The sequence below is a fragment of the Streptomyces vietnamensis genome, from assembly GCF_000830005.1.
GTDB lineage: Bacteria > Actinomycetota > Actinomycetes > Streptomycetales > Streptomycetaceae > Streptomyces > Streptomyces vietnamensis.
This window is the reverse complement of record NZ_CP010407.1, coordinates 3,949,625-3,967,341: the sequence shown is the minus strand read 5'-3', so window position 1 is coordinate 3,967,341 and position 17,717 is coordinate 3,949,625. Positions and strand designations below refer to the sequence as shown.

Annotated in this window: 18 protein-coding genes; 13 read left to right on the top strand and 5 right to left on the bottom strand. The window is 72.4% G+C overall.

The annotated features are described in order from the left end of the window. Positions 1–17: 17 nt before the first annotated feature. Positions 18–848: an oxidoreductase gene (locus SVTN_RS17595; protein ID WP_041129952.1), complete on the bottom strand. Its 831-nt coding sequence runs from the start codon at positions 846–848 to the stop codon at positions 18–20. Positions 849–939: 91 nt separating this feature from the next. On the opposite strand from SVTN_RS17595, the gene SVTN_RS17590 reads away from it, so the two are divergent. From SVTN_RS17590 to SVTN_RS17580, 3 genes are all read left to right on the top strand, one after another. Then, positions 940–1,857, top strand: coding sequence for a LysR family transcriptional regulator (locus SVTN_RS17590; protein WP_425428984.1), 918 nt, complete (start codon positions 940–942; stop codon positions 1,855–1,857). Positions 1,858–2,084: 227 nt separating this feature from the next. Further along, a complete protein-coding gene (locus SVTN_RS17585; RefSeq protein WP_041134000.1) occupies positions 2,085–2,645 on the top strand; it encodes a DUF6232 family protein in 561 nt (186 codons plus the stop codon). Continuing rightward, the gene (locus SVTN_RS17580; RefSeq protein WP_041129951.1) at positions 2,645–2,959 is read left to right on the top strand and encodes a hypothetical protein; all 315 of its coding nucleotides are present in this window, start codon (positions 2,645–2,647) and stop codon (positions 2,957–2,959) included. The genes SVTN_RS17585 and SVTN_RS17580 overlap by 1 nt, the downstream gene beginning before the upstream one ends. 54 nt (positions 2,960–3,013) lie before the next feature. On the opposite strand, the gene SVTN_RS17575 is transcribed toward SVTN_RS17580, so the two are convergent. Together SVTN_RS17575 and SVTN_RS17570 are read right to left on the bottom strand one after the other, a co-directional pair. Further along, positions 3,014–4,873, bottom strand: a complete 1,860-nt coding sequence (locus SVTN_RS17575) for a serine/threonine-protein kinase (protein ID WP_041129950.1) — start codon at positions 4,871–4,873, stop codon at positions 3,014–3,016. Between the two features lie 34 nt (positions 4,874–4,907). After that, positions 4,908–6,434: a substrate-binding domain-containing protein gene (locus SVTN_RS17570; protein ID WP_041129949.1), complete on the bottom strand. Its 1,527-nt coding sequence runs from the start codon at positions 6,432–6,434 to the stop codon at positions 4,908–4,910. A gap of 209 nt (positions 6,435–6,643) precedes the next feature. Here SVTN_RS17570 and SVTN_RS17565 point away from each other — a divergent pair, with 209 nt between their 5' ends. The 3 genes from SVTN_RS17565 (at position 6,644) to SVTN_RS17555 (ending at position 8,946) form a co-directional block, all read left to right on the top strand. Beyond that, positions 6,644–7,606, top strand: a complete 963-nt coding sequence (locus SVTN_RS17565; RefSeq protein WP_245727572.1) for an NADP-dependent oxidoreductase — start codon at positions 6,644–6,646, stop codon at positions 7,604–7,606. A gap of 97 nt (positions 7,607–7,703) precedes the next feature. Then, on the top strand, positions 7,704–8,327 hold the full coding sequence (locus SVTN_RS17560) for an FMN-dependent NADH-azoreductase (protein WP_041129948.1): 624 nt from the start codon (positions 7,704–7,706) through the stop codon (positions 8,325–8,327). Between the two features lie 172 nt (positions 8,328–8,499). Beyond that, positions 8,500–8,946: a hypothetical protein gene (locus SVTN_RS17555; protein ID WP_041133998.1), complete on the top strand. Its 447-nt coding sequence runs from the start codon at positions 8,500–8,502 to the stop codon at positions 8,944–8,946. 10 nt (positions 8,947–8,956) lie between these two features. Here SVTN_RS17555 and SVTN_RS17550 read toward each other — a convergent pair whose 3' ends face one another. Then, positions 8,957–9,853 carry a hypothetical protein gene (locus SVTN_RS17550; protein ID WP_041129947.1) on the bottom strand — a complete coding sequence of 299 codons (897 nt, stop codon included), beginning with the start codon at positions 9,851–9,853 and terminating at the stop codon, positions 8,957–8,959. A 119-nt stretch (positions 9,854–9,972) separates the two neighbouring features. Here SVTN_RS17550 and SVTN_RS17545 point away from each other — a divergent pair, with 119 nt between their 5' ends. The 3 genes from SVTN_RS17545 (at position 9,973) to SVTN_RS17535 (ending at position 12,857) form a co-directional block, all read left to right on the top strand. Continuing rightward, positions 9,973–11,334 (top strand): aspartate aminotransferase family protein, encoded by a 1,362-nt coding sequence (locus SVTN_RS17545; protein ID WP_041129946.1) that lies wholly within the window; start codon positions 9,973–9,975, stop codon positions 11,332–11,334. 67 nt (positions 11,335–11,401) lie between these two features. Further along, positions 11,402–12,100, top strand: a complete 699-nt coding sequence (locus tag SVTN_RS17540) for a GntR family transcriptional regulator (protein ID WP_041129945.1) — start codon at positions 11,402–11,404, stop codon at positions 12,098–12,100. A 106-nt stretch (positions 12,101–12,206) separates the two neighbouring features. After that, entirely contained in the window at positions 12,207–12,857 is a 651-nt protein-coding gene (locus SVTN_RS17535) for a hypothetical protein (RefSeq protein WP_041129944.1), read from the top strand. A 139-nt stretch (positions 12,858–12,996) separates the two neighbouring features. Here the strand turns inward: SVTN_RS17535 and SVTN_RS17530 are convergent, their stop codons facing one another. Further along, on the bottom strand, positions 12,997–13,701 hold the full coding sequence (locus SVTN_RS17530; RefSeq protein ID WP_245727918.1) for an SLATT domain-containing protein: 705 nt from the start codon (positions 13,699–13,701) through the stop codon (positions 12,997–12,999). 287 nt (positions 13,702–13,988) lie between these two features. On the opposite strand from SVTN_RS17530, the gene SVTN_RS17525 reads away from it, so the two are divergent. From SVTN_RS17525 to SVTN_RS17510, 4 genes are all read left to right on the top strand, one after another. Further along, positions 13,989–14,324, top strand: coding sequence for a YbaB/EbfC family nucleoid-associated protein (locus SVTN_RS17525; protein ID WP_041133997.1), 336 nt, complete (start codon positions 13,989–13,991; stop codon positions 14,322–14,324). Positions 14,325–14,390: 66 nt separating this feature from the next. Beyond that, the gene (gene recR / locus SVTN_RS17520) at positions 14,391–14,990 is read left to right on the top strand and encodes a recombination mediator RecR (RefSeq protein WP_041129942.1); all 600 of its coding nucleotides are present in this window, start codon (positions 14,391–14,393) and stop codon (positions 14,988–14,990) included. 47 nt (positions 14,991–15,037) lie between these two features. Next, positions 15,038–15,706: a DUF5063 domain-containing protein gene (locus SVTN_RS17515; protein WP_041129941.1), complete on the top strand. Its 669-nt coding sequence runs from the start codon at positions 15,038–15,040 to the stop codon at positions 15,704–15,706. 9 nt (positions 15,707–15,715) lie between these two features. Beyond that, positions 15,716–17,716 carry an NB-ARC domain-containing protein gene (locus SVTN_RS17510; protein ID WP_052499172.1) on the top strand — a complete coding sequence of 667 codons (2,001 nt, stop codon included), beginning with the start codon at positions 15,716–15,718 and terminating at the stop codon, positions 17,714–17,716. Position 17,717 lies beyond the last annotated feature (1 nt).

Genomic DNA, 17,717 nt, shown 5'->3' with positions numbered 1-17,717 from the left:
TGTCGTACGGAGGACGGCTACGCGTCGAACCTGGTGTCCCGGCCGACCTTGTCCCACGCGTTCAGGTCCGCCCGGACCTGGTCGAGGTGGGCGTGGATCGCGTCGATCGAGTCGGAGCCGAGGGCGAGTCGCAGCGGGGTCTCGTCGGCGTTCAGGGCGGCGAGGACGGCCGCGGCGGCCTTGGCCGGGTCGCCCTCCTCGGTGCCGCCGCCGGTCTCGACGTACGCGCGGGTGGCGCCGACGGTGGCGGCGTAGTCCTCGATGCCGCCGCCGCTGACGCCGCCCGATCCGAGGAGGCTGGTGCGGAAGGCGCCGGGCTCGACGACGAGGACGTCGATGCCGAGCGGGCGGACCTCGGTGGCGAGCGCCTCGGAGAGGCCCTCCAGGGCGAACTTGGTCGCGCTGTAGGCGCCGAAGCCGGGCAGTGACATCTGCCCGCCCATGCTGCTGACCTGCACGATCGCGCCCGAGCGGCGGGCCCGCATGTGGGGCAGGACGGCGCGGGTGAGGGCGGCGGGGCCGAAGACGTGCACGTCGAAGAGGGAGCGGAGCTCCTCGTCGGTGGTCTCCTCGACCGAACCGACGTGGGTGCGGCCCGCGTTGTTGACCAGGACGTCGATGCGGCCGTGCCGCTCGGCGACCTCGGCCACCACGCGGTCGACGGCGGCCAGGTCGGTGACGTCCAGGGTGACGGCGTGGACCTGGTCGGGGTGGGCGGCGACCAGGTCGTCCAGGGTGCCCGCGCGGCGCGCGGCGGCGACCACGACGTCCCCGGCGGCGACCGCCGCCTCGGTGAAGGCGCGCCCGAAGCCGCTGTTCGCACCCGTGATCAGCCAGACCTTGCTCATGTGCGTGTCCCTCTGCTGTCTCTGTTTCTCTCTGTCCCAACAAGCTTGGGACAGCGGGACGTTGTCCGTCCAAGATCTGTCGTGATAGCCCATGGTCATGACCATCACGGACGTGCACGGGCGGGATCTGCGGTACTTCCTCGCGGTCGCCGAGGAGCTCCACTTCACGCGGGCCGCCGAGCGGCTGTACGTCTCGCAGCCCGCGCTCAGCAAGCAGATCCGGGCCCTGGAGCGGCAGCTCGGCGCCCCCCTCTTCGACCGCGACCGGCACGGCGTCCGCCTCACCGAGGTCGGTACGGCGCTGCTGCCGCACGCCCGCGCGGTGCTCGCCGCGTGGGCGGAGGCCGAGGGCGCGGTGCGCGCCGCCCGGGCCGCGCGGGAGGCCACCCTCGTCATCGGCATGTCGACCAGCCCCGGCCGGGGCGGCCTGCTGCCCGCGATCCGGTCCCGCTTCACCGGGAAGCACCCGGCGGCCCGGCTCCGGCTGCGCCAGATCGGCTGGGACGACCCGACCGCCGGGCTCGCCGACCGCACCAGCGACCTGGCGTTCGTCTGGCTCCCGCTGGTCGACGCCGAGCGCTACCGCTGGGTCGTCGTCGCCACCGAGCCCCGCCTGATCGCCCTGCCCGAGCGACACCCGCTGGCCGGCCGCGACCGGATCGACTTCGCCGACCTCCTCGACGATCCCTTCCTCGCGCTGCCCGGGGACGTCGCCCCCGAACTCCGCGACCACTGGCTGGCCCTGGACGCGCGGGACGGCCGCCCGGCCCGGATCGGCGCCGAGATCGGCTCCACCGACGAGACGTACGAAGCCCTCGTCGACGGCCTCGGCATCTGCCTGGTCGCCGAGGGCAACGCCCCGCTGCTCACCCGCGGCGGCGTCGTCGTCCGCCCCGTCGACGGCGTCTCCCCGACCCGCTTCGCCCTCGCCTGGCGCGCCGACGACACCCGCCTCCTGGTCCACGACTACGCGCGGGCGGCGGCCGAAGTCGTACCCCAGGAGGCCTGAACTCGACTTGTGGGGCGGGTGTTTCGGCTGCGTAATGAGGGGCACGTCGTAGCCGTTCCACCTCGGGGGGATGCATGGGAACGAACGAAACGCCGCCACCGAAGCCGCCCCAGCCACCGACCCAGCCGCCGACTCAGCCATCGACCCAGCCACCGACGCAGCCGCCGACCCAGCCCCCGGCACAGTCATCCGCACCGCCACCGGAAAGGCCGGCCGCCCCGCCGCCGCTGCCCGGCGGTCCCGGACTGGTCATCAGCAAGCGGCTGCTCTGGGTGCACGGAGGCGCGTACCCGCTGGAGAACATCGTCCGCGTCTACACCTTCGTGCTCCGGCCCCGGCGCGGGGAGGCCGTCGCCCGGTTCCTGAAGCGAGGCGGGATCACGATCGCCGTCCTCCTGATCCTCATGTACTTTGCGGACCAGTCCTCGCCGAGTTCGTACGATTCGTACGATTCGAGCAGCAGTGAGCTCGGCGGCTTCTTCGGGTTCGCCATCTTCTTCACCGTGGCCCTGCTGATCTACTTCTTCGGCGACATGGCCTCCGTGGCCTTCGCCGGGTCCCACGACGTCCTCGCCATCGAGACCAACGGCCGGTCCACGGCCCTGGTGACCGGGAAGCGCGAGTACCTCAACCAGCTCGTCCGCTCGATCGCCGAGGCGATCGACAAGCCGGACGCGGAGTTTCGCGCCACCGTGGGGACGCTGGCGATCACCAACTACGGCAACTACTTCTTCGGGGACTCCGTGAACATGTACGGCGGCAGCGGCAATACGGGAGTGGTGAAGTGATGGCCGGGGACAACTTCTACGGCGACGTCGTCAACATGCACGGCGGCACCAACAACCAGGGCATCGTCCACCACCACGCCTCGCCGGACCTGGAGCGCGCCCTGGCGGACGTGCTGGCGCGCATCGAGGAGCTGCGCGGTCAGGTGGAGCCCGAGGTCGCCGAGCGGCTCGACGGGGCTTCGGCCGGCCTCGCGGTGCCGCAGGCGCGGCGCGGCGGGCTCGTGCTGCTGCGGGACCTGGCCGTGACCGTCGGCGCGATCGGCCAGCCTCTCCTGGACTCCGTCCGGGCCGCGCTCGAACTCCTCGCGCGCTAGCGCCCGTCGGTCCCGGACGAACTCAGGTCGCCAGCCCCGGGCGAACTCCGGTCGCTAGTCCCGGACGAACTCCGCCGGCTCCCCGTCCGCGCTCATCCCGTAGGACTGGAGCCGGTCCTTGCCCTGGTACCGGACGATCCGGAGGTTGCTGGAGCCGTTCTCGACGCAGTCCGGGTCCCAGGTGTCCGGGTCGCGGGTCTCCGGGCCGATGACGAGGAGGGAGCCCGCGCCGCCGACGACGGCGGTGGTCGCGCAGCGGACGGTGCCGGAGAGCGGGTTCCCCTCGTCGTCCGTGCGCGGGTACGCCTGCTCGAAGCGGACGAGCGGGGCGCCGACCGGGCCCTGGGTGATGGTGACCTCGTAGGTCCAGCGGTCGGGGTCGGGCTGGGTCACCGTGTCCGGCGCCTGCTTCCACCTGCCGACGTACGCGGCGGGGACGACGTCCGCGCCGGCCTTGACCCGCTGGAAGGTGGCCCTGGCGACGCCGGAGCCCCATTCGACGACGTCGGTCGAGCGCAGCGTGAGGGTCTGGCGGGCGGCCGGGGTGCAGCGCTGGGCGGGCACGCTCTCGGTGATCTCGGCCTCGCCGAGGACGAGTTCGCTGTCGGTGGCGGAGATCAGGGTGGCCCGGCCGATGCAGAGCTGTTCCCCGGTGACGTGGGTGTAGACGGCGGCCTTGGCGCCCGCCGCGCCCTGGGTGATCTCGATCCGGCTGGTCTCGTACGGGGCGTCCGCCTTGCCCTTGAGGACGCCTTCCCAGGCGCCGAGGAAGGCGGCGGGGACGATCCCGGCGGCGGCGCGGGTGGGGCCGGTGGTGCCGTTCTTGCCCCCGCCGCCCGTGGTGCCGCCGCTCTTCGGCCAGTACGTGTACGCGACGCCGGCCGCGGCCACCACGACGAGCGCCGTGACGGCGGCGAGCAGCGCGGTACGGCCCCGGCGCCGGGGCGCGGCGGGTGCGGTGGGGGTGGGGGAGGCCGCCCCCGTGGGCGGCGGGGGAGTCTCGGAGACCGGAGGAGCACTGCTCCCCTCCGCCTCGAGGAGCTGCGCCGCGTGCCGCCCGAGCCGCGCCAGGACGTCCGCCGGGAGCCACGGGTCCGCGACCGGGAGCGTCTCGACGATCTCGGTGGCCGTGGGCCGGGCCGCCGGGTCCTTGGCGAGGCAGGCCCGGATGAGGCCGGAGAGCTCGGGCGGGAGGTCCGTCAGGTCGGGCTCGTCGTGGGCGATGCGGAACATCGTGGCGTGGACGCCGCTGTCCGCCGTGCCGAAGGGGGCGCGGCCGGTCGCCGCGTACGCGAGGACGGAGCCGAGGCAGAAGACGTCCGACGCGGGCGAGACCTGGTCGCCGCGGACCTGCTCGGGCGACATGAAGCCGGGGGAGCCGACGACGGCCCCGGTGGTGGTCAGGTCGCCGCCCTCGGCGACGTGGTCGACGGCGCGGGCGATGCCGAAGTCGATGATCCGCGGCCCGTCGACGGTGAGGAGCACGTTGGACGGCTTGAGGTCGCGGTGGACGAGTCCGGCGGCGTGGATGTGGTCGAGGGCGCGGGCGAGCCCGGAGGCCAGGGCCCGTACGGTGGCGGGCGGCAGCGGCCCGAACTCGTCGCCGACGACGGTCCGCAGCGAGGGGCCGGGTACGTAGCCGATGGCGACCCACGGGGATTCGGCGGTGGTGTCCGAGCCGAGGACGGGCGCGGTGCCGGTGCCGCCGACCCGTTCGAGGGCGGCGACCTCGCGGGCGAACCGGCGCCGGAACTCGTCCTGGGCGGCCAGCTCCGCGTGCACCACCTTGACCGCGACGGTCCGCCCGCCGGCCGAGCGCGCCAGGAACACCCGGCCCATCCCACCGACCCCGAGGCGGCCGATCAGACGGAACGGGCCGACGCTGACCGGATCTTCCGCGTGCAATGACTCCACGCCACAGGAGCATGCCAGACCCGCAATTCCCGCATCACTCCTCCCCGCAGACCTTCAGGCCCTTCGGGGTGGAGCAGGGCAGGTGCCCGTGCGCGCCGATGACGTCCTGGCCGCGCCCCGACCGGAGGTAGGTGAGGAAGCTGGAGGTCAGGGAGTCGGTCCGGGGCAGGCCCCAGGTGTAGGCGTACTCGATCTCCCGGTAGGGGTAGGGGGATGCGCCGATCTCGTCCACGACGGGCCGCCGCCCGTCGACGGCCACCCGGTGCAGGCCCTTGCGTCCGTCGGTGGCGCGGAGTTCGGAGTAGCCGAGGGCGCCGGGGAGCTTGGCGACGGTGGCGAGGACCTGCTCGGTGGAGTCGAGTTCGCAGCGGATGACCTTCGACTCGGGGTCGTCGGAGGTCTGGCAGTCCTGGGAGGAGTTGGCGGGCTCGTTGCGGTGGAGGACCCGGCGCTGGAAGACCTGCCGGGTCCCGGAGTTGGCGTCGCGGCTGATGAGGAGGACCGGCTGGTCGAGGCCGGGGACGAGCTCGCCCCAGTTGCGGATCTCGCCCCGGTAGACGCGGCGGATCTGGTCGAGGGTGAGGTCGTCGAGGGGGATCCCGTCGTTCACGACGACGCTGAAGAGGGAGACGGCGACCCTGTTCTCCCGCAGCTCGGGGAAGCCGCCGGGCTTGCGCCCGTCGGAGAAGGCGATGACGGCGCCCTTCTCCGGTCCGGCCTGGGCCAGCTCCCGTATCCCGGCGGTCGAGCCGTGCACGTCCACGGCCACCGTGGAGCCCTCGCAGTCCTCCTCGTACTGCTTCGCCGCCGCCCGCAGGGCGGGCGCGAAGGCCGTCGAGCCGGTGAGGGTGAGGGTGCCCCGGGCGCAGCCGATGGGCGGCGGGTTCTGCTCGCGGACGATGAGCGCGGCGAGGGCGACGACGCAGGCGGTGAGGACGAGGGTGACGTTCCGGGCGGTGGGGCTGAACCTGGGCGGCTTCTCGTCGGGGGTGGTGCTCCGGTTGCGCCGGATGGAGCCGCCCTGGAGGCTTCCGTCGATCTTGATGTCCCGGTCGGCGACGCCGCCGGAGAGCTGGACGAGCAGCTTGAAGTACTGCCCGCGCTCCAGGGCCACCTTGGGGACGAGGACGGCGTTGCCGTTGCGGCCGAGCTTGGGGGAGCGCTCCAGGTCCTCCCGTACGGAGTCCCAGGCGGAGGGGATGGTGGCGACGACGCCCTGGACGGTCCGCTCGCCGAAGGTGATCTTCAGGCCGTGGGGGTCGGTGGAGGCGCCGTAGTCCTCGGAGCTGATGTCGAGCTCGCGGTCGTTCTCGATGCGGAGGAGGACGAGCGTGGACCCGTCGGTGGGCGTGGCCATGCCCACGACCTGGCCCTCCCGCACGGTCGTGACCTCGCTGTCCTGGTTCTCCTCCCGGTGGAGCGGGGTGTTGAGCTGCACGCGGTAGCCGAGTCGCTTGCGCTGCGGCGAGAACCGGTCGATCCAGACGACGGCGAACGTGACCAGGACACCGACGAGGGCCGTCCCCACGGCGATGAGGTTCTCCGGCGTTATCCACTCCATGGCCGGGACGGTACGGACGCCTGTACGAGGACGGGGGCGGCGTAGCGGCCCGCCACCTGGACTTCGCCGTTCGTTCAGAGACGTCCTCGGGTGACGTCCCCGGGAGGCCTCCCCGGGTGGCCTCCCCGGGTGGGCGGACAGAGGTTGCTGGTGGCTGTGGAGCGTGGGTGTAATGGCGACGAGGGGGCCTTCCGTCTGAGGAGTACCCCATGCGTGACGTCATGCGTGTCGTCGAAGTGACCGCCTACGGCGGACCCGAGGTCCTCCGAATGGCCCGCCGGCCGAAGCCGGAGGCCGGGGCCGTCCCGGGCAAGGTGCGGGTGGGCCTGAAGGCGGCCGGGGTGAACCAGGCCGATCTGCGGATCCGCGCGGGCCGGTACGCCGACGCGGTCGGCGACCTGAGGCCCCCGTTCGTCCTGGGGACGGACTTCGCGGGCAAGCTGCTCGATCCCGTGCCCGGAAAGCCCGAGATGGCGGTCGGCACCCGGGTGGCCGGCTTCGTGCCCTGGTTCGAGATGCTGACGGGCGACGGCACGTACGCCGAGATCATCTGGGCCGACCCGGAGTGGCTGGCCCCGATCCCGGACGACGTGGACTACACCGTGGCCGCGTCCCTGCCGCTGGCCTCGGCCACCGCCCAGCAGGGCCTCGAACGGCTCGGCCTCCCGGCCGGAGCGACGCTGCTCGTGACCGGCGCGAGCGCGGTGGTGGGCCGCCTGGCCGTCCAGTACGCCCATGCCGCCGGACTGCGCGTGGTGGCCGTCGCCCACGAGGGCGACGAGCCCGAACTGCGCGTCCTCGGCGCGGACCACGTCGTCACGCGCGGCCTCCCGGAGGACGTGGTCGCGAAGGTGCGCGCGGGCGACCCGGACGGGGTGGACGGGGTCTTCGACGGCGCGCTCGTCGGCCCCGAGCTGCTCCCGGTGGTCAAGGACGGCGGCGTGTTCGCCGCGCTGGCCCCCGACCGGGTGCCGGTCGCCGAGCGGGACATCCGCGTCGAGACGGTACGGGCCAAGCCGGACGCGGCCCGGCTCGCGGAGAGCCTGCGGAAGGTGGCCGACCGGGAGCTCGTCACCCGGGTGGCCGACGTGATGCCCCTGGAGGAGGTCGCGGAGGCGCACCGCAGGGCGGAGGCGGGACACAGGCCGGGCCGGATGATCCTGATGATCTGAGGGTGACCGGGGTCACAGGGGAAAGGGGCTGGACCTCAACTTTGGTTGAGGAAGAAGGATCTCTCTCACCAGCCCCTGCGACCCAGGAGACGATCCCATGGCCACGCTGCTCCACATCGACACGTCCTTCAGCGGCGACGACTCCCACTCCCGCGCCGTCACCGCCGCCTTCCGCGCGGCGTGGGAGGCGGAGCACCCGGAAGGAACGGTGATCTACCGCGACCTCGCCGCGGAACCGGTTCCGCACCTGGAGGCGGCCGCCTACTACGCCGACGGCGAGGAGCCCGCGTTCGCCCTGCGCAAGCAGCTCATCGAGGAGGCCGAGCAGGCGGACGTGATCCTGCTCGGCGCCCCGATGTACAACTACACGATCCCCTCCACGCTGAAGGCCTGGCTCGACCACGTCTTCCTCGGAGGCCGCACCGCGATGGCAGAGAAGCCCACGCTCGCCGGGAAGCGGGCCGTCGTCGTCGCCAGCCGTGGCGGCTCGTACCGCGAGGGCACGCCGATGCACGGCAACGACTACGTCGAGGACTACCTGCGGCTGGCCCTCGGCACCGGCTTCGGCCTGGACGTCACCTTCATCGTCCCGGAGCTGACCGCCGCCCCGCGCGTCCCGGCGATGGCCGAACTGATCCCGCTGTACGAGGCCTCCCGCGCCGAGTCGTTCGCGACGGCGGAGTCCCTGGCGAAGGAACTGGCGGTTCAGCTCGCCGCGTAGGCGGGGAAGGCGCTCCGTCGCGCTGATCGCCGCGCCCGTGAAGCCCGTCCGGGCGCCCTCGTACTCCGCCGAATTCGCCTGCGTGCGGGGCGTGTTGACGCAGGTCAAGGGGTTGCCGACGCGCCCGCTTCAGTCGTGGAAAACGCCGGCGCCGACGCGGGAACATGGTCTCGTGAATGCAGAGAATCGGGAAGTGAAGGTGGATTGGATTCCTGTCTCCGGATTCCAACTCCGTAAGGCGGGCGTTCAATTCGACGCCGTTCGAATGGACGGCGACGAAGGGCGCCGGTTGGCCGACCGGATGGAGGCGCTCACCGGGGGAGACCCGGGGCCCGTCGTCCTCGAGGCGAACGGCCGACGCGGGGTCTACTTCCTCGTACCGCCGGGCTCGACGGCGAACCGGGCGTGGCCGCGCGGGGTGACCCGCTTCAACGCGGGACCGGCCCATGTGAGTTACGTACCGGTCCCGGCCCTCACCGGTCGGACCTGGCCCCTGGCGTGGCGCTTCCCGCCGACGGCGGCGGACCGCTTCGTGCATCCGCTGCTCCTGCGCAGCGCCGTGTCGGAGCTCCTTGCCGGCCAGGCCTTCGTCCACGTCCGCCAGGTCACCTGCTGGTGAGCCGGGCCCTTCAGCCCCGCTTGGCCAGCCAGGTGAAGGCCAGGGCCGGGGTCGGGACGGCGAGGAGGGCGGGGAGGCGGTCGTAGCCCGCCACCTCGAAGCCCGCGGCCACCGGAAGGAGCAGGACCAGGCCGAGGAGGAGGATGCCGAGGGCGGGCAGATGGAGCCCCGGCTCGAAGCGGCGCAGGCGGTGCACCCCGCTGTCGTCCATGCAGCCCGAGAGGATCCCGCCCGCGATCAGGGTCCACGGTCCGCCCCAGACGGCGAACGGGACGAGGAAGAACCACCGAGTGTCGCGGATGCCGTTCTCGACGACGGGCACCTCCGGGTCGCGGGGCGCGAAGTACGCGCTCACCTTCGTGCGACCGGCCACGGGCGGCTTCACGCGGGTGTACATGCCGCGGACGGTGACCTCGCGAGGGCCGGTCTCGTACGGGATCCGCAGGACGAGGTCGGTGGTGTAGTACGGGTCGGCGTCGTCGTCGCCCTCGTGGAACTCGGGCCTGCTCACGAGGCGGACCACGGGGACCCGGTACTGGTCGTACCCGGCGCGCTCCAGGCGCTCGGTCTCGCGGCCGTACTCGCCGCTGATGGTGAAGACCGTCAGGAGCGCGGCGGCGGTGGAGACGGTGACGCCGAACCCGAGCACGTACCGCAGGGCGCGGTTCGGCCGGCGGGTCTCCCGGTACGGCTTGGACAGCGGGTCCCGGGTGCGGGTGCCCGCCCGATACGAGGCGACGACCCAGGCGGCGGCGAAGAGGACGGAGAGGCCGGCGAGGGCCGGCGCGGGTATGAGCGGCGCGTGCGGGGAGACCCCCGCGAGGGAGACGAGCACGGCCGCCCCGGCGCTGAGGACCATCCCCCAGCCGGTGAACGAGGTGGCGGCACTGCGACCTGGCATGAACATGCGCCGCAGCCTAGAGGGCGCCCGAGGCCCCCCACCCCGCAACGTGTCGGGTCCGTCGCGGTCTCGGTGGACAAGATGGCCATGGCCGGTCCCACCTGCGGTTCCTTACCCTCGGTCCCATGACCCCTCATGTCGAACCCGATCCCCAGGCCGGCGCGGCCGTCAAGGCCGCCGACCGCGCGCACGTCTTCCACTCCTGGTCCGCACAGGGACTGATCGACCCGCTCGCCGTCGCCGGCGCGGAGGGTTCGTACTTCTGGGACTACGACGGCAACCGCTACCTCGACTTCACCAGCGGCCTCGTCTACACCAACATCGGCTACCAGCACCCCAAGGTCGTCGCCGCCATCCAGGAGCAGGCCGGGAAGCTCGCGACCTTCGCGCCCGCCTTCGCCGTGGACGTCCGCTCCGAGGCCGCACGCCTCATCGCCGAGCGCACCCCGGGCGACCTGGACAAGATCTTCTTCACCAACGGCGGCGCCGAGGCCGTCGAGAACGCCGTCCGCATGGCCCGCCTGCACACGGGCCGCCACAAGGTGCTCTCGGCCTTCCGCTCGTACCACGGCGCCACCTCCACCGCGATCAACCTGACCGGCGACCCGCGCCGCTGGGCCTCCGACACCGGCTCCGCGGGCGTCGTGCGCTTCTGGGCGCCGTTCCTCTACCGCTCGCCCTTCTACGCCACCACCGAGGCGGAGGAGAGCGCGCGGGCCCTCCAGCACCTGGAGGACACGATCGCCTTCGAGGGTCCGGCGACGATCGCCGCGATCATCCTGGAGACCGTGCCCGGCACCGCCGGCATCATGACCCCGCCGCCCGGCTACCTGGCCGGCGTCCGCGAGATCTGCGACAAGTACGGCATCGTCTTCGTCCTGGACGAGGTCATGGCCGGCTTCGGCCGCACCGGCAAGTGGTTCGCCGCCGAGCACTTCGACGTCGTGCCCGACCTGATGACCTTCGCCAAGGGCGTCAACTCCGGCTACGTGCCGCTCGGCGGCGTCGCCATCAACGCCGAGATCGCCGCCACCTTCGACAAGCGGCCCTACCCCGGCGGCCTGACCTACTCCGGTCACCCGCTGGCCTGCGCCGCCGCCGTCGCCACCATCAACGTGATGGCCGACGAGAAGGTCGTCGAGCACGCCGCCCACCTCGGCGAGAACGTCCTCGGCCCCGGCCTGCGCGAGCTCGCCGAGCGCCACCCGTCCGTCGGCGAGGTCCGCGGCATGGGCGTGTTCTGGGCGCTCGACCTGGTCAAGAACAAGGAGACGCGCGAGCCGCTCGTCCCGTACAACGCGGCCGGCGAGGCCAACGCGCCGATGGCCGCGTTCGGCGCCGCGGCGAAGAAGAACGGCCTGTGGCCCTTCATCAACATGAACCGCACCCACGCCGTTCCCGCCTGCAACGCCTCGGAGGCGGAGGTCAAGGAGGGTCTCGCAGCCCTCGACGCGGCCCTCTCGGTGGCCGACGAACACACCGCCTGACCGCGAAACGAGGAGGCCCCCTCCGCCTGGACTAGGGTGTCCGAAACCGGACGGAGGGGGCCGACCCATGCCCGCGAGCGGAGCTGTCACGCGCAACACCTTGCGACAGCAGATTGCGGACGCGCTGCGTGACGAAGTGCTCGCAGGCCGTCTCCAGCCGGGCGAGGAGTTCACCGTCAAGCAGATCGCCGAGCAGTACGGCGTCTCCGCGACGCCCGTCCGCGAAGCCCTCGTCGACCTCTGCGCGCAGGGCCTCCTCGACTCCGACCAGCACCGCGGCTTCCGCGTCCACCAGTACTCGATCGCCGACTACCGGGACATGGTCGAGGCCCGGATGCTCGTCGTCGACGGCATCTTCCGCCGCCACGCGCCGAGGACCGTGCCCCCGGAGCCCGACCACGGCATCGGGGTCGCGCTGGTCTCCATACGGCGCCGGGGCGAGGCCGCCGCCCGCGCCGCCCGCGCCGGGGACCTCGACGTCCTCATCGGCTACGACATCCGCTACTGGCGCGAGCTGGGACGGCTCGTCTCCGCCAACGACCACATCGCCGACTTCCTGCACCGGCTCCGCGTCCAGGCCTGGGTCTTCTCCGTGCCCTACCTGCGCTCCGAGCGGGACGTCCTCGGCTGGCTGTGGAGCGGACACGTGGAGCTGGTCGACGCGATCACCCGCGGCGACGGGGAGGCCGCCGTCCAGGTCGTACGGGACTACAACGCGCACTCGCTGGAATGGGCCGACCGGCTGGAGGCGCGGACCGACCGCTGATCCGGGTTGAGGCAGGGTCTCCGGGGGCAGGTGGTCAGCGGGTGGGCGTCGTCGGCCGAGCCGACTACCCTGGCCGTCCCTGCAACTGACGGAGAGCGAGCCTCCCTTGGCCTGTGACCTGTGGCTGGTCCCCCTCGTCGACGTGCTGTGCCACAGCCCCGACAATCCCTTCGCCGAAGAGATAGCCGCCTACGACGCCGTGCTGACCGCCTCCGGGATGCCGACCGTGCCCGTGTACGCGTACATGCCGGGGCTCTCCGGTGACGTCGCCCCGGTCGCAGGATTCGACTACGAGGCCCTGCACTTCCTGCGCCGCGCCTACCTGCTCCAGATGTGCGGACTGCCGGTCGAGCCGGTCGGCGAGCTCGGCGGGGACTACGAGCAGCTCCTGGAGATGTTCGAGGCGACCGCCCAGCAGTCCCACCTGGTCTGGCACTACGACCACGCCGGCGCGTACGTGCCGGTGGACTTCCCGGTGCCGCTCGCCAGCGACGAGCTCCTCGAAGGCGGCGGGCCGCTCGGCTCCTCGTACGGGCTGCTCCGGGAGCTGGAGTTCGTGGCGCCCTCGATCGGCATCGACCCGGCGAACCCGCCGGCGGCCCCGCAGCCGCCGGAGCGGCCCACCACCCTGGAGGAGCCGGCCGCGGCCGTCCCGTACGAGGACCATCCCTTCGCGCGGGAGCGGCACGTGTGGCTGGGGCTGCACGCGGCGGCGACCCGGAGCCTCGCCCAGGGCTCGATGATCATCCTGAGCTGAGCTCCGGGCCTCGGACCGGCCTGCGCCGACGGCCCTTGGACCGGCCTGCGCCGGCGGGCCTTGGACCGGCCTGCGCCGACGGGCCCCGGACAAGCCCGCCCCGGCGGGCCTTCCGGGCCCCGGGGCCCGGAGGCCGGTCCTAGCGGGTCTCCGGGGGCCGCTGGCGCGGCATGTTCGGCCGGGTCCCCGGCGGCAGCGGGAAGCGGCCCGAGGGGTGGGGGATCTCCGCCCTGGCCGGGACCACGCCGACCGACTGGAGCGCCAGCGGCGCCGGGCCCGAGCGGAACTCGACCATCCAGTCCGCGGTCTCCGCCCGTACCAGCTCCGTCACGTCCTCCGAGAAGCGGCGCAGCACGCCCAGACATCGCTCGGCCGCCTCGCTCGCCGTGCCCTCCGTGGGGCCCAGGACCTCCCGGACGCTCTCCGAGGCCCAGTCGAACTGGAGCGCCTGGAGACGGCGCTGCACGGCCTGCGCCGTCGCCACGTCCCTTATCCAGCCGGAGGTCAGCCCGAAGTACCGGTCGCAGGCCATGCAGGCGGCACCGAGCAGCAGCGACAGATAGCCCCAGCTCGCGACGGACTCGGCGACCCCGGTCAGGTCGAGCAGCGGGAGCGCGGCGCCCGCGATCACCCCCACGGCCGTGCCGATCCGCAGGATCCGGGCGGCCCGGCGCTTCCAGACGCGGTCGGAGAGGTACCACTCGGCGGTGCGCAGGGCGTTCGTCTCGACCCAGCGGTACAGCTCGTCGAGCCGTTCGGCCGGCTCGCCCCAGTCGCCCAGGGGGAACGGCGTACCGGTCAGATCGCGGGTGGCGTCTCCCCCGGGGGGCCCCGGCGGCTGCATCTCCGGCTGCTGGCTCACCGGGGGACTCCTCTGTTCAGCTCAGCGCTCATGTCCTTCTGTGACGTGCGGTGCACGTGGTGCCTGCCCTTCCTACCGCCGAATGGTGGGCGATGGGCCCGGAATCCCGGGTTTTCCGCCCGCAAGAGGGTGTTGATCAGGTAGAGGAGCCCGCAGTTTCTCACTCGAAAGAGTTGCGTCGGCGCCCCGGTCGAGGAGCACGTAGGCTCGGCATACCGACGTTCCGTAGACCGGCGGGGCGTCCCGTAGACCAGCAGGAGTGAGTGACCGTGTTTCCCGGTGGTGGCCAGCCCAACATGCAGCAGCTCCTTCAGCAGGCCCAGAAGATGCAGCAGGACCTCGCCCAGGCGCAGGCGGAGCTCGCGGCGACCCAGGTCGAGGGCCAGGCGGGCGGCGGCCTGGTCAAGGCCACCGTCACCGGCTCCGGCGAGCTGCGCGGCCTGGTCATCGACCCCAAGGCCGTCGACCCCGAGGACACCGAGACCCTCGCCGACCTGATCGTCGCCGCCGTGCAGGCCGCCAACGACAACGCGCAGCAGCTCCAGCAGGCCAAGCTCGGCCCGCTGGCGCAGGGCATGGGCGGCATGCCGGGCCTGGGCTTCTGAGCCCCTTCTAAGGCTCGCTTCCAGCCACTACCGTAAGAATCAAGCACTTCCGAGAAGGGCGTTCCGGTGTACGAAGGCGTGGTTCAGGACCTCATCGACGAGCTGGGCAGGCTGCCCGGCGTCGGTCCCAAGAGCGCGCAGCGGATCGCCTTCCACATCCTCCAGGCGGAGCCCACGGACGTCCGCCGCCTCGCGCAGGCGCTGCTCGAGGTCAAGGAGAAGGTCAGGTTCTGCGCGGTCTGCGGGAACGTGGCGCAGCAGGAGCAGTGCAACATCTGCCGCGACCCGCGCCGCGACCTGACCGTCATCTGCGTGGTCGAGGAGCCCAAGGACGTCGTGGCGATCGAGCGGACCCGCGAGTTCCGCGGCCGGTACCACGTCCTCGGCGGCGCGATCAGCCCGATCGAGGGCGTCGGCCCGGACGACCTGCGCATCCGCGAGCTGCTCGCACGGCTCGCGGACGGCACCGTCACCGAGCTGATCCTCGCGACCGACCCGAACCTGGAGGGCGAGGCCACCGCGACGTACCTGGCGCGGATGATCAAGCCCATGGGGCTGAAGGTCACCCGGCTCGCCAGCGGACTCCCGGTCGGCGGCGACCTGGAGTACGCCGACGAGGTGACCCTCGGCCGTGCCTTCGAGGGGCGGAGGCTGCTAGATGTATGACGACAGGGCCGGCGCGCTCGCCCGCGTGCTCTCAGGGAGGCTGCTCGATGTCTGACGCCACACTGCACTCCGTCACGCAGGATCCGGACGACTTCGCGGTCCAGATCGCCGACTCGATCGAGAGCTTCATCGTCGCGACGACCGAGGTCGCCAAGGGCGACGAGCCGGACAGCGCGGTGCCCTTCCTGCTCCTGGAGATCTCCCAGCTGCTCCTGGCGGGCGGCCGGCTCGGCGCGCACGAGGACATCGTCCCGGACGAGCGGTACGAGCCGGACACGGGCCCCGAGCCGGACGTCGACGAGCTCCGCGAGCGGTTCGCCGTCATGCTGGACCCGGTCGACGTCTTCTCCGAGGTCTTCGACCCGTATGAGCCGCGCAAGGCCCCCGTCCCGGCCCGGATCTCCGACAACCTCGCCGACATCGTCACCGACCTGCGCCACGGCCTCGCCCACTACCGCGCGGGCCGCACCAGCGAGGCGCTGTGGTGGTGGCAGTTCTCGTACTTCTCCAACTGGGGCCCCACCGCCTCGGCCACCCTCCGCGCCCTCCAGTCCCTCGTCGCCCACGTCCGCCTCGACCAGCCCCTCGCGGCCCTCGACGGCCTCGACACCGACGAGGACCTCACCGAGGACGACCTCGCGGAGGAGGCGGGCCGCGTGATGCTGGAGGAGATCGCGACGCCGCTGGGCCTGCGGGGCCGTCCGCTCAGGAAGTAGCGACCGGGCTTGAGGGGGAAGGCGGACGCGTCCGGGGAGCGGTCGGTCGCGGCGGGCGGGGACATCGGGAAGGTCGTCACGGGGGACTTCTCGACGCAGATCGAGCACGGCATCGTGCTGCCGGCCGCGCTGCCCGTACCGGAGACGGGCCTCGTCCACCTGCCGGAGCGCACGGCGCTCTTCGTGGGGCGTAAGGGGGAACTGGCCCGACTGGACGCGGGCACGCCCTCGGGCGTCCAGGTCCTGTGCGGGCTCGGCGGCATAGGCAAGTCGACCCTCGCCGCGCACTGGGCGGCGGGCCGGCTCGACAGCCACAACCCGGTCTGGTGGATCACCGCCGAGACGGCGGGGGAACTGGACGCGGGCCTCGCGGCCCTGGCCCGCGCCATGCAGCCCGCGTACGTCGGAACCCTCCCGGACGACGCCCTGCGGGAACGGGCCCTCCAATGGCTGGCCACCCACGACGACTGGCTCCTGATCCTGGACAACGTCTCCGACCCGGCCGACGTGAAGCCGCTGCTCGCGCGGGCGACGGGCGGCCGCGTCGTGATCACCACGCGCCGCGCCACGGGCTGGCAGGACATCGCGGAGACGATCGCGGTGCCGGAGCTGGACCCGGCGGAGGCGGCGGCCCTCTTCACGCGCGTGTGCCCCGGGGACGGCGTGGCGGAGGTGTGCGCGGAACTGGGCCATCTCCCGTTGGCCCTCCGCCAGGCGGCGGCGTACTGCGCCGAGGCGGGTATCGCCCCGCGCGCGTACCTGGACCTCCTGGCCCGCTACCCGGCCGAGACGTACGCCCTCACGGCGGAGGGCGGCGAGGCGGGGCGGACGGTGGCGCGGGTGTGGCAGGTGACGCTGGACCGCCTCCGCGACACCCCGCTGGCGGGCCGCATTCTCTCGATCCTGGCGTGGTGGGCCCCGGAGGGGATCCCGAGGCGGTTGCTGGAACCGTTGGGGAGTCCGCTGGAGGTCACGGAGGCGGTGCGGCGGCTGCGGGCGCACAGCATGATCAGCGTGGAGGGCCCCGAGATCGGGGTGCACCGGCTGGTGCAGGCGGTGGTGCGGGCGGGGGGTGAGGGGAAGGAGCAGGCGGGGGAGTTGCTGGTCCAGGCGGTATCTGGAGTACGAGGGAGCGCCCTCGCGAACCTGGACGTGTGCCGGCCGTACGCGATCCAGGCAGCGTCCTTCGCTCAGTACACGCAAGCGAAGGAGGACATCGAGCAGTGGTGCATGCTCTTCCACTGGGCCGGGTTGCTGTTCGCAATGATCACCGACGGACGTGCGCTCTCGCTCTACTCGCGGGCGCTGATCGGCTACAGGCGCCTGTACGGGGCAGAGGACGAGCGATCCCTGCAAGCCATGGGTAACTTGGTGCTGGAGCAGCAGTTCGATGATGCTCCGGAGATGGTCGAGCTGCCCGAGGAGTACTTCGAGCTCCATGTTCGGCTGTACGGCCCCGACGACGCTCGCACGATCGAGGCCCGGGCGCAGCTGGCGAAGACGCTCCTTCTGTCGGACCCTCGCCGGGCCGAGGAACTGCTCCAGGAGAACGTGGACCGAGCGATCCGCTCCCTGGGTGAGGACGCCCGGGAGACCCTGGGAGCACGGTGCGCGTTGCTCGCCGCCGACTCCGATCATTTGACGGCCTGTTCCGGACTGGAGTCGCTGCTTGCACGGGTCAGGGATGTTCTGCCCGAGGACGCCGTTCTGATCGACCGTATCGAGACCTCGCTCGTCTCCGTACTCCTGGAACTGGGACGGACGGACCGGGCTCTCGTACTCACAGAGGCCGGGGTCGTGGGAGCTCGGAGGCGGTTTGGCCCGACACACCCGAACACCCTCGTGCAACGCGGATTTCACGTCGTTGTACTGATCGAGGCCGGTGAGGTCGACCAGGCCAGGCACCTGGTTCGGGAGCTCCTCGACGACTGCGAATCCACCCTGGGCGGAACGCTGTTGACCACGATGATCCGCCAGCTCGCCCATGAACGGCTGTCGTTGGGCGACTGAG

What these genes read in the sequence shown, in the direction of transcription:
- SVTN_RS17595 (WP_041129952.1), bottom strand. Translation starts at nt 848, where the DNA reads ATGAGCAAGGTCTGGCTGATCACGGGTGCGAACAGCGGCTTCGGGCGC.
- SVTN_RS17590 (WP_425428984.1), top strand. Translation starts at nt 940, where the DNA reads ATGGTCATGACCATCACGGACGTGCACGGGCGGGATCTGCGGTACTTC.
- SVTN_RS17580 (WP_041129951.1), top strand. Translation starts at nt 2,645, where the DNA reads ATGGCCGGGGACAACTTCTACGGCGACGTCGTCAACATGCACGGCGGC.
- SVTN_RS17570 (WP_041129949.1), bottom strand. Translation starts at nt 6,434, where the DNA reads ATGGAGTGGATAACGCCGGAGAACCTCATCGCCGTGGGGACGGCCCTC.
- SVTN_RS17565 (WP_245727572.1), top strand. Translation starts at nt 6,644, where the DNA reads ATGCGTGACGTCATGCGTGTCGTCGAAGTGACCGCCTACGGCGGACCC.
- SVTN_RS17560 (WP_041129948.1), top strand. Translation starts at nt 7,704, where the DNA reads ATGGCCACGCTGCTCCACATCGACACGTCCTTCAGCGGCGACGACTCC.
- SVTN_RS17550 (WP_041129947.1), bottom strand. Translation starts at nt 9,853, where the DNA reads ATGTTCATGCCAGGTCGCAGTGCCGCCACCTCGTTCACCGGCTGGGGG.
- SVTN_RS17545 (WP_041129946.1), top strand. Translation starts at nt 9,973, where the DNA reads ATGACCCCTCATGTCGAACCCGATCCCCAGGCCGGCGCGGCCGTCAAG.
- SVTN_RS17540 (WP_041129945.1), top strand. Translation starts at nt 11,402, where the DNA reads ATGCCCGCGAGCGGAGCTGTCACGCGCAACACCTTGCGACAGCAGATT.
- SVTN_RS17530 (WP_245727918.1), bottom strand. Translation starts at nt 13,701, where the DNA reads ATGCAGCCGCCGGGGCCCCCCGGGGGAGACGCCACCCGCGATCTGACC.
- SVTN_RS17515 (WP_041129941.1), top strand. Translation starts at nt 15,038, where the DNA reads ATGTCTGACGCCACACTGCACTCCGTCACGCAGGATCCGGACGACTTC.